The sequence below is a fragment of the Bradyrhizobium sp. AUGA SZCCT0176 genome (assembly GCF_018130145.1).
Classification (GTDB): domain Bacteria; phylum Pseudomonadota; class Alphaproteobacteria; order Rhizobiales; family Xanthobacteraceae; genus Bradyrhizobium.
On record NZ_JAFCMB010000030.1, the window covers coordinates 51,106 to 61,826 of the forward strand.

General features: G+C 60.5%; 9 protein-coding genes. 2 read left to right on the forward strand and 7 right to left on the reverse strand.

Annotated features, from left to right (window positions below):
- Positions 1 to 88 precede the first annotated feature (88 nt).
- Complete coding sequence (locus JQ600_RS34395; RefSeq protein WP_212388503.1) at positions 89 to 331, reverse strand: hypothetical protein; 243 nt, start codon at positions 329 to 331, stop codon at positions 89 to 91.
- Positions 332 to 816: 485 nt separating this feature from the next.
- Here JQ600_RS34395 and JQ600_RS34400 point away from each other — a divergent pair, with 485 nt between their 5' ends.
- Positions 817 to 1,020, forward strand: coding sequence for a cold-shock protein (locus JQ600_RS34400; protein WP_192738421.1), 204 nt, complete (start codon positions 817 to 819; stop codon positions 1,018 to 1,020).
- 15 nt (positions 1,021 to 1,035) lie between these two features.
- Here the strand turns inward: JQ600_RS34400 and JQ600_RS34405 are convergent, their stop codons facing one another.
- The 6 genes from JQ600_RS34405 to JQ600_RS34430 form a co-directional block, all read right to left on the reverse strand.
- Positions 1,036 to 1,218 carry a hypothetical protein gene (locus tag JQ600_RS34405; RefSeq protein ID WP_212388506.1) on the reverse strand — a complete coding sequence of 61 codons (183 nt, stop codon included), beginning with the start codon at positions 1,216 to 1,218 and terminating at the stop codon, positions 1,036 to 1,038.
- Positions 1,219 to 1,388: 170 nt separating this feature from the next.
- Complete coding sequence (locus JQ600_RS34410) at positions 1,389 to 3,275, reverse strand: adenylate/guanylate cyclase domain-containing protein (protein WP_212388509.1); 1,887 nt, start codon at positions 3,273 to 3,275, stop codon at positions 1,389 to 1,391.
- Positions 3,276 to 3,669: 394 nt separating this feature from the next.
- A complete protein-coding gene (locus JQ600_RS34415; protein WP_249136227.1) occupies positions 3,670 to 5,505 on the reverse strand; it encodes an adenylate/guanylate cyclase domain-containing protein in 1,836 nt (611 codons plus the stop codon).
- A gap of 34 nt (positions 5,506 to 5,539) precedes the next feature.
- A complete protein-coding gene (locus JQ600_RS34420) occupies positions 5,540 to 6,523 on the reverse strand; it encodes an ABC transporter substrate-binding protein (RefSeq protein ID WP_312017275.1) in 984 nt (327 codons plus the stop codon).
- A 130-nt stretch (positions 6,524 to 6,653) separates the two neighbouring features.
- Positions 6,654 to 7,514 (reverse strand): tetratricopeptide repeat protein, encoded by an 861-nt coding sequence (locus tag JQ600_RS34425; RefSeq protein WP_212388513.1) that lies wholly within the window; start codon positions 7,512 to 7,514, stop codon positions 6,654 to 6,656.
- A 44-nt stretch (positions 7,515 to 7,558) separates the two neighbouring features.
- Positions 7,559 to 8,251: a FecR family protein gene (locus JQ600_RS34430; protein ID WP_312010960.1), complete on the reverse strand. Its 693-nt coding sequence runs from the start codon at positions 8,249 to 8,251 to the stop codon at positions 7,559 to 7,561.
- 438 nt (positions 8,252 to 8,689) lie between these two features.
- On the opposite strand from JQ600_RS34430, the gene JQ600_RS34435 reads away from it, so the two are divergent.
- Positions 8,690 to 10,721 (forward strand): VCBS domain-containing protein (locus JQ600_RS34435; protein WP_249136229.1); only part of this gene is annotated, 2,032 nt, incomplete at its 3' end.

Genomic DNA, 10,721 nt, shown 5'->3' on the forward strand with positions numbered 1-10,721 from the left:
TTTATCTCCACGACCCGCGACACCGACTATGACTGGTCCAATCCGCTGATCAGCAAGACGGCCAAAAGCTTTCGGACATAAGCCTTCTTCATCGATGGCACGGGGTGGTCTGGCTGGAAGGTGCGGGCTGCTCCTCCTGCTTCCACCGCGCCGCAAGCTGCTTGATCTGCTCGAAATCGAGGGTCGACTGTGCCAGGGCGCCTTTTCGGACGATTATCGCCGCCGCATCGCGCTCTTCGGGGGGCAACATCATCCCTCGCGCCACTGCGGAACGAAGTTTCATGATGCCGTGATTGGCCAGGGCAACAAGCTCTTCCGGGTCTAAGGCCATTTTCCATGCCTACCCTTAGGCTGGCCGTAAGCCAGCACACGCGCACCGGGTGCTCCAATTTCTAGGGTAGATTAGCGTTGGTTAATCTCAAGCTGCCCATTTGTATGGCACCACAATGGACGTGATCGGCCAGATGTTTGAGCACGCCTGTAAGCTCGGGCTGGCTTTCGCGCGCTGGAACTCTCCACCTTTGCCGTCACGCAGCAGGCCAAGATGCTGCGGGACTTCAAGGTCCTCTACTACAAGCGCCGGCACGACGAGAGGCAGCCGTCATGAAGCGCCGGCGCCGATCGATCAGGAAGCGCAACCGGCGGCGGCTGGCCTCGCACGCGCGAAGGCTCAGACGGTAATGATCTCGTAACGCCTAGGGCAAGGCCGTCGCAAAATCGTCATAGCGCCCGCTTTTTGCCACCAACGTGCCACCAGCTTGGCCAACGAATCGCGCGTGTTTGAATCTCACCTTTTCATTAGCGGGAGATACTGAAGTGGCAATAGGGACAGTGAAGTGGTTTAATGCAACCAAAGGGTACGGGTTTATCCAACCCGACGGCGGCGGCAAGGATGTTTTCGTCCACATTTCAGCTGTTGAGAAAGCCGGCCTGAGCAGCCTCAATGAGGGTGCCAAGGTGAGCTATGAAGAAATGAGCAACCGGGGCAAAACGTCCGCGGAAAATCTAAGAGTCGGGTGAATCAAGCCCGCTGGTTCACAACGGCGGGCTTTGTTCTGGCGAATTTTGCGCAGACCCACGTGATTGACGGCTGCGTGCGCTATGTTCGGTCATTGCTTTCACCGCCTCGTTTTCGTCGGCGCAAAAAGCAATGCTCTGCCTATCCGCAAACACGAGCCATTGATGATGGCCAACTTCCGTGATGACGTATTCGGTCATTCCGGCCCCCATAAGCGAGTAGTTACATCTTAGGACAGCAGCCTTGCTGTTTTGTTAACCAAGATCCATCACGATCCTCGCGACCTTCTGGTGGTCACGCTTGAGTTAAGGCCGTCGCTCAGCCAACCCAGCGGCGGCAGGCGGCCTCCGCCAATACGGCGCATGGAATGCTACTTCAAACCAGCCTTCCGCAGCCCTTCCAGCAACGACGCTGTGGCTTCGAGCAGGGTCTCGGTTTGATACTGGTCGTCCTTATAGTATTCAGTGATCTTGTTAAGGTCGTATTTCTGCTTGCTGAACGACGTCTTCCTGAATGTCTCGAGCGCCTTTTTGGCGTCTGCATCTCTGTTTGTCAGAGCGTAGGCCGCGATCAACCACGCTTGGCTGAACCAAAGGTTCGGCCGCACGTTCACCGATTCTTCGAGCGCCTCGATCGCCCTGGCATAGTCACCAACGACAAAATAGGCGCGCCCCTTGACCCAACGGAAAACCCCGAATGAAGGATCCTTCGGGCTGAGCTGAGCGGCCTGTTCGGAAAGCGGAATGGCTTCAGCAGGCTTTCCGACGAAGACCATCTCATTGGCGGCTTGGGCATAGGCTTTGGCGAGATTTGGGTTGAGCCTGATCGCCTCGTTGAACGAGTCCAGTGACGCCTTGTGATTGCCGCGCAACCGATTGACGAACCCGAGCGCGTAATGCGCGAGTGTGGTATTCGGATCAAGCTTTATCGCCCTATTGGCGGCATCCTCTGCACGATCGACCTCAGGCTTGCCCGCACCATTCCAGGAATTGAGCACGTCCGAAGACAAAACGTTGGCAAGCAGACCCCAGAGTCGCGCGTTGTCCGGGTCAGCCTTGAGGCCTGCCTCCGCATGCTGTCGCGTTTCGAGCGATTTTTGCGGTGTTGGATAACCGGTATTTGCAGCCATTGCCTTCATCCTTTCATCCAGAGGGTTGCCGTCCGCTGCAAGTGTGCCGACCTCGTGTCGAACGCCCTGTTGCACCATCTCGTCATTCAGCGAGGCGGCAATTCGCAACAACATGCTGTCCTGCAGATCAAGCAGGCTACCGGTTTCGCGCTCGAAGCGATTGGCCCAAAGATTGGTGCCGCTTCTGGTGTCGATCAGTTGCGCATTCACTTGGACCATCGGCCCCGCGCGCCGGACACTACCTTCAAGCGCGTAGCGAACCTTGAGCTCCCGACCTATCTGGCGGGGGTCCGTTGACTTGCCCTTGTATGCGAACGCGGTACCGGAGGCGATCACCCAGGCACGCCGCAACCGCGAAAGCTCGGTCGTCAGGTCGTCAGTGATCGCGTCGGCCAAATACTCATCGGCCGTGTTTCCGTCGACGTTCTTGAACGGTAATACAACGATCGTATTGGTACGGCCCGCCGCCTGATTTTGCTCCCGAAACACCAGAAACGAGGCGACGGAAGCGACGGCCAAAGCCACGATGCTGATGGTCGCAATCAACTTAACCCAGTTCGCAACAAGCAACGTAGCAAACGTCTCATGAATCCGTTCGTACGCGACCTGGTAAGCGTGAATTGGATACGGAATGTTCTTCACGTTGCGAGCCCCGCGGTACGCGAAAAAGAACTCGGGCTGAGCGCGTGTCTGGTCATAGATGCTCTGGCTAACGCATACTGTCCCAGGCAAAGCCAGGGCCTCCAGCCGTGCCGCGATATTGACGCTGTTTCCATAGATGTCGCGATGATCGACGAGAACGTCGCCCGTGTTGATTCCGATCCGCAGCTGCATTTTCTCCGCATCGCCAGACTGGCGCTCGGCAAGTCCGCGCTGGATATCGAGGGCGCAACGTACCGCGTCGACCGCGCTCCAAAACTCGACCAATAATCCGTCGCCCATGCTGCGCACGAGACGGCCCCCGTGCTTCTTGACTGTTGGAGCGATCAGTTCGCTAACATAAGTGGAAAAACGCGCATGCGTTTCATCCTCACTGCGGCTCATCATGCGGCTATAGCTGACGACATCGGCCAGCATCACAGCCATCAATCGCCGCTTCTGCCGCGCCGCAACCAGATCGATTCCCATCGGTGCCGTCTCCTTCGATCGGCGAAAGCCTCTCGGGTAGAGCCAGTCCGTTATTCGAAAGCTACCTTCGTAGAGCAGTTAGCCTGACCGCTTTTGTAAATGCACAGCGGATATCACCACGCCGTGCGCTGAAATGGGCATACAAAATAAACATTCCTCAGCTTGCCATCGCAAGGAGATCACACATCGGAAAACCCTGCACCGGGGCTGCCTTCCAACCGCGTCCATATGTATATGCGCATCAATAATGCTGGAACAGTATGAAAGGCGTCACTACTCAGCAGGACAGCATCACTGTCATTTTTTCTCGCGTGAACAGCACAAGCTCGCCACGAATTCTGTGTCAAACCAACAACAGACCATCGTCTTTCATGAGGCGGCGCCAAGATCGAATTCATCTCCCATCGGTCGAAGAGAGCTCCGGCACGGTTCTGCCAAATCCCGTCCCGACGGATGGAACGCAGGCAGGCTGGCGCTGACAGCCAAGATGCCGGACGGATGGATCGCTGCGAACGACGGCGAACACCTCGACAGCATGATCGTAACCCTTGATCAGCTGCTTTCCGATAGAGGCCAGCGGGATGCGATCCCTCACCTGTTCGGTGACAACGGGGTCGACCAGTATCTCGGCGTCGTCAGCCAGACTGCAAAGCCGTGATGCCAGATTGACGACGTTTCCGATCGCCGTGTAGTCGACACGCCCGTGATAGCCGAGGGTACCGACGGTCGCGGGTCCCATCGCGATGCCCACGCCGAAGCCTACGGTGCAACCACCGGCGGACCAGTTGTTGGCAAGGGATTGCACCGCAGTCTGCATGTCGATCGCAAGCCTGATGCCGCAATGCGCCGGGTCCTCGCACCTGACCGGCGCGTTGACCAGAACCATCACGCCGTCACCGGCGAAGCGTATCAGGGTGGCGGCATGGCGTGCGGTGACCGCGCCAATGGCTTCGTAATATTCTCTCAGCACGGCCAGAATTGCCTCGGGCTCGGCACGGGCGGAAAACGCGGTGAAGCCGCGCAGATCGCCGAAAATCGCAACCACGTCACGGCGCTGTCCATCCAGCAGACGCGGATCGGAGTGTTCCACCAGTTCGGCGACCTGTGGGGCAAGGAATTGCTTCAGGCGATTGATGCGCTCGGATTTCTGCTGTGATGCTCCGAGCTCTTCCGCCATCTGGTTGAACCGGACTGCCAATTGCTCCAGTTCGTCGCGGCTTTCGATCGCGATGCGATGATCGAGCTGTCCCATTCCGATCCGTTCAGCGCCCTCCTCGAGCTTGCGGATCGGCACCCACATGCGGGATGCACGCCAATAGGCGAGCACCAGCGCAAAAACGGTTCCGATGGCGATGAACATCAGGGAACGCCACAGCGTCGCGCGCATGGATTCAAACGCCTCCACGATCGGCTGCTGGGCAATCACGGTCCAACCCACATTCGCGGCAGGTACCGACAGCGCGACGAAATCTCTCCCGTCATCGCCTGTGGTGACGACCGCCGACCCATTCGCAGCTGACACAACCGATTTGAGCCGGCTGAACTCGCCTGACCCGGCGCCACTGCGCAGCACCAGGCTGATGTCCGGGTGGGCAATCAGGCGTCCTCCGTCATCGACGACAAGGGCGTGGCCGGTGTTGCCGATCTTGATCGCCGCGATGACATCCCAGATCAGTTTCAAATTGATGTCGGCAACGACAATTCCGGCGGCCGCGCGGTTTCCCGCGACGGCGATCCGCATGTAGGGCTCTGAATCGCGCTGATATCGCACAGGACCGTACCAGACCCGGTTCGCGCGCGCTCCCACCACCGCGGGATCATTAGACATGTCCGTACCTCGACCGGTCCGGTTCAGACTCATCCTGGATACGAACACGCGTTCGGTGCCGGCCGGGTCAACCAGCGACACCGAAACGATCGCCGGCACCTGCTGCAGCAGCCGCAGCCCGTCGACCCTGCGCCGGTCGTCCTCGCCCTGGGTCCAGGGAAACTGCACGAGCCAGCCGAGCTGATCGCGTATGCCATCGGTAAAGGTCTGGATCCGGTCGGCTGCAGCGCGCGCCTCGATCTGAAGCACTTCATTGAGATGAAGACGATGGTCGCGAAAGGCGAACCAGGCTTCGATCACGGAGCCAAGTGTGAGCGGCACCACCACTGCGACAAACAGTGTGATGAAGTATTTGACGAACAGGGAGCGGCGCGGCCGGGTCACGCTGATGGCGCCCGGCAACTGGAGCTCCAAGTCACGATGAGATGTGCCGGCCTCATTCGATCACCTTGTTGGCGCGAAACAGGATGGAGGATTTGTCCAGGTCGATGCCGAGTTGCTCAGCCGTCCTGAGATTGACGACCAGCTCGAATTTGGTCGGTTGCACAACGGGAAGCGTGGCGGGGCTTTCGCCGCGCAGGATCCGGTCGGCGTAGGTCGCAAGCGCGAAATAGGTCGCGCGCTGGTTCGCGCCATAGCTAATAAGCCCGCCCGCGTCGCAATACTCGCTCCATCCGAACATCGAAGGCAGCCGATACTTGATGGCGAGCTGGGCAATCTTGGCGCGGTGCACCAGCGTGAGAACATCCGGAAAAACAAGCAACCCATCCGGGTGCGCGTCGCCCACCAGTCCAAGCGCGTGGTCCAGCTCGTTCGCGCCGGCAAAGGGAACATAAAGCAGCGTGATGCCGAGCTGACGGGCGGCGTCCTGGGTCGCGCGCCACTCCGACTGTTCTCCCGGATGAAGACTGTTCGAAAGTACCGCCAGGGTGCGCAGGCTCGGAAAGATTTCCTTCAGCAGTTCAACCCGCTTCCCCGCCACATCAAGCGACAGGAAGGTCGAGCCGGTGAAATTGCCGCCCGGTTCCCCGAGACTCTTGACGAGGCCGAGCGCCACCGGGTCGCCGCTCAGGGCAAACAGGACCGGAACATCCGTTACCTCCGTCAGCGCGCGGGTCGCGGGGCCGCTCGACACGGCAAGGTCGACGTTGCCGCGCCGAACGTTCGATACCACCTCGCGCAGCGCCTGCGGATTGCCGGGCGCATAGTGCAATTCCAGGGCAACGTTCTTGCCCTCGACATAGCCGCGCGCGCGCAATCCTTCGCGGAACCCGTCGAGGAACGGGTCGGGCTGGGACCCGGTGGAAACCCAGAAAATGCGATAGACCCTTGTTGGATCATGAGCCAGTGCGGCGACCGGCCATGCCATCGCAGCACCGACAAGCGTTATGAAATCTCTTCGTTTCATGCTGGACACCATGGCCCAATCCGGCTTTCCAAGCTTCGAGCCGGCATTCAGATGAGCTGCAGATAATCTTTATTTTTCCCTTTTTTGGGCAGCTCGGGGCGCCGAGATGCGTCCTCGGCCCAAGGTTCCAGCTGCGACGTCCCTACTCCACCCCATAGCGCGTGAAGTGATCGCCGATGCTGGCCTGGATGGTCCTGGCCGCCGAGATATCGCTATCGCTGCCGGCCTTGTCGCCCTTCCTGAGCTTGGCAAGCCCGCGCCCATAGAGCGCGCTCGCCAGCTTCGGCTCGGTTCGCAGCGCAGAATCATAATCATCGATCGCCGCGTCGAGCTGGCCCATCTTCAGATGGACCAGCCCACGCGAGTCGTACGTTTCGGCATTGTTCGGTCCCGACTGAAGCGCCTTGTTGCAGTCCGCCAGCGCGGTTTCCAACGCCCCGAGGACAGCCCGTGTCCAGCACCGCCCGCTCCATCCGGCTGCCAGATCGGGCTGAAGGCGAACCGCCTCGTCATAGTCCCGCGCCGCGCGGTCGTACGCGTGCTTCTTCAGGTAGATTCCCGCACGGTTGGCGAAGGCTCTGCCGTAGTTGGGATTGAGCTTGATCGCCTGATCGAGAGATTGGATGGCGAGGTCGTATTCGCCCTTTTTCAGGTAAATTACACCCCGGTTGTTGAACGGCTTGGCATCGCCGGGATTGAGCTTGATCGCGGCATCGAAATTAGGGATGGCGCGGTCGTAGTCGCTCCTTGAGGCATAGGCATTGCCACGATTGTTATAGGCAACAGCCAGGGCTGCCGTCGTGAGTTGACCCGATCCGATAAGCGCCGTGCAAGCATTGATCCGACGCTCGAGCGACGCGCGATGCGAACCGTTGCACAATTCGAGATTCCCGAGATAGCCATCCGGCTTCGGGTTCTGTGCCGCCGCCGGTGATCCGAACAGCAGCAAGGCGAGGATCGGCGCCAGGCCGAGGACAATGCGCCCGCTTGCGCTGGATTCCATGTCAGGCTTCCGATTTTGGAACGAGAGATCGGCGGTCGACCGCCCTAGCACCCCCGACAGATTTTCAGATTTGATCCGGGAGACGTTGGTTCGGATGGCGCCGCCGCCGGTCTCCCCGGCTTTCGCGTGACCTTGCTCTTGCCCTCTTCAATGAGGGTGGAAAACTTGAATGTCCCATCGTCCGACATTTCGACGTGTGGCGTGGTGCCGCGAATCCCCATTGTCGCGACGGGGGTATCGACCTTCATATCGCCGGTCTTCGCGACCTGGCCGGCAACAAACGTGAAGGTTCCCTTGGTCAGACTGAGCAAGGTCTTGTTGGACTTCCCGTTTGGGTCATAGACGAACTCGCTCAAGGCCATGCGCGCGTTGCTCGACAGATTGAATGCGGTGCCATCCGTAAAAGTAATGCCGACCCGGCCGTCGGCGCCGGTCGCGACCACATCGCCCTCATAGACGACATCACCAACCTTCGCCTGCGCGGCTTGAGCGTCGGCACGAACCTGAATGACGGTCGCACCGGCACGTTCGATGGTGACCGAACCTGTCGCGACAACGACTTTTCCAATCGGTTTGGACGCGACATCCTGAACCGCGGGCGTCGCAGAACCGCGTTGCGCCTGGGCCGGGCCCGGGAAAGATCCGGCGATCGCCAGAGCGAAGCCTGTCAGCAAAACCGCAATCTTATGGTTGCACATGATCGGCCCTTCCCGAGCAAATCTCGTTCGCGCGGCCACACCGGTTCCTTGAACCGCCGGCCAGGGCAAAATGGATGCGATTGGATATTATGCCGGACCGGCCGCTTCGCGCCACCTCCCCCAAAAGGAGTACCCCTTTTGCGTCGCCGGCTTTGTGAAGACTTTCATAATCTCTCCCACTGGATTGGGCTATTTTGGCACAGGAGATTTCGACGGTCAGTCTTTGGCTGACCGCGCCAAATGTTTTGACCTGAATGCAACAGGCAGCGGCAGGCCGGGACGGAACTCATGTTCACAGGGTCCCACGCCGAAACCGGGGACGATCGTAACGCGGCAGCGGAACGGCTTCCCCGCGTCATCGGCAATGTTCAGACGAAAGCCCGTAGCGGCCCCCTCGGCCAGGGGGCAAAGAGCGATTGTCCCCAAGCCAACAGACCATTTCCTGCCATTACTGGCCGCACGCACGCCCGGTTCGGCATGCTGTGGCTCACAGCGCTGACCTTCGCGACGATGAACGAAGCCGGAGCCGCGGACCCGAATGTCGTTTTCCTGGACGACGGCAGCATAACCTACAAGGATATGGAGCACGGAAGCTTCGAGCTTGTGACCAAGGAGCCCATCCCGCGGCACTTCTTCGTTGAGGATCCCGGCGAAACAATCGTCCTGCGCGCCGAAGGATCCTCGATCAATATCAGCCGGGTGACAAATTCCTCCTCGCGAATGGCGGAGTTGCAGGCAGCCCAGCAGGAAGCGCTCGCCACCCTTGCGAAAGGCATGGAGTCAACGGGGTCGAGCACACCTCCTTTGGTCGATCGGCTGCCGGTGCAACCGATCAATTTTATCGAGACTGACGTCCTCACCCCAGCGGGGGATTCGCTCCTGCCGCTGCCGGTGCCCAACTTCCCGGTCACCGAAATTATTACCGCAGCCATCCCGCCTGTCCCGCCGACGCTGAACGCCGTGGCAGGGCCGACCGAAATCGACACCTCGGCGTTTGACACCTTCACTGCGACGAGCGGCACTTTCGTCGCCAGCACTACCAACGGCGACACACTGACTTACGGCATCAGCGGCGGGACCGCCGGCAGCACGGTACTGGATGGGGAGACATTCGATGTCTCGCAGCAGGGCCCCTACGGCACGCTTTACGTCGACAGCACGACCGGCGATTACACTTTCGTTCCGGACAGTCACGCGATCAATGCGCTGACGGAGCCGACGACCACGAGCTTCACCGTCACGGTGTCTGACGGCACGCTCGCAGCCAACCAGACCTTCACGATAGCCATCAACGGCGCCAACGACGCGGCCATCATTTCCGGTGCCGCGACCGGTTCAACGGTCGAGGCCAGTGGCGTCGCCAACCGCGCGCTGGGCATGCCGACCGTGACCGGCACGCTCACGAACACCGACGTCGACAATCCACACGATACCTTCACGGCGATCGAGACGCCCACTGCGAGCGCGGGCGGTTACGGCAACTTCGCCATAACGGCGAATGGCGTGTGGACCTACACGCTCGACGAGACCAACAGCGCGGTGCAGGCGCTCAATGTCGGCGGCACACTGACCGACACCTTCACCGTGACCACCGTCGACGGCACCGCCAAATTGGTCACGGTCACCATCCAGGGCGCCAACGACGCGGCCGTCATTTCCGGCGCCACGGCCGGCGCGGTGATCGAGGCGGACAGCGCAGAGCACGGCACGCCGGGAGCGACCGGCACGCTTACGGACACCGATGTCGACAACACGCCGAACAGCTTCACGCCGGTTGACTCGCCGACCGTGAGCGAGGGTGGCCACGGCAGCTACACGTTGACGGCGGACGGCGCGTGGACCTACGCACTCGACGATTGCGACCACGCGGTGCAGGCACTCAACATCGGGGACACGCTGACCGATACCTTCACCGTGACCACCATCGACGGCACAGCGCAGGTGGTGACGGTCGCCATCCAGGGAACGAACGACGCGGCCATCATCTCCGGCACCACGACCGGGTCGGTGACCGAGGCTGGTCACCATGAATACGGCAAGGCGACCGCGTGCGGCACACTCACCGACACCGACATCGACAATACGCCCAATACCTTTACGCCAGTCAGCGCGCCGACTGTGAGCGCGGGCGGCTATGGCAGCTTTACGATGACGGCGGATGGCAAGTGGACCTACACGGTCGACGACAACAACGGCGCGGTGCAGGCGCTCAATAGCTGCGACACGCTCTGCGACAGCTTCACGGTCACCACCGTCGACGGTACCGCCCAGGTGGTGAAGGTCACCATCCAGGGCGCCAACGACCCGGCCGTCATTTCCGGTGCCACAGCCGGAAGCGTGGTCGAGGCTGCTTGTCATGAATACGGCCAGCCGGTCGCGTGCGGCACGCTCACCTACACCGACGTTGACAATACGCCCAATACCTTCACGCAGGTTTGCTGGCCGGAGGCGAGCGCGGGCGGCTACGGCACCTTCACCATGACGGCGGCCGGCGTGTGGACCTACACGC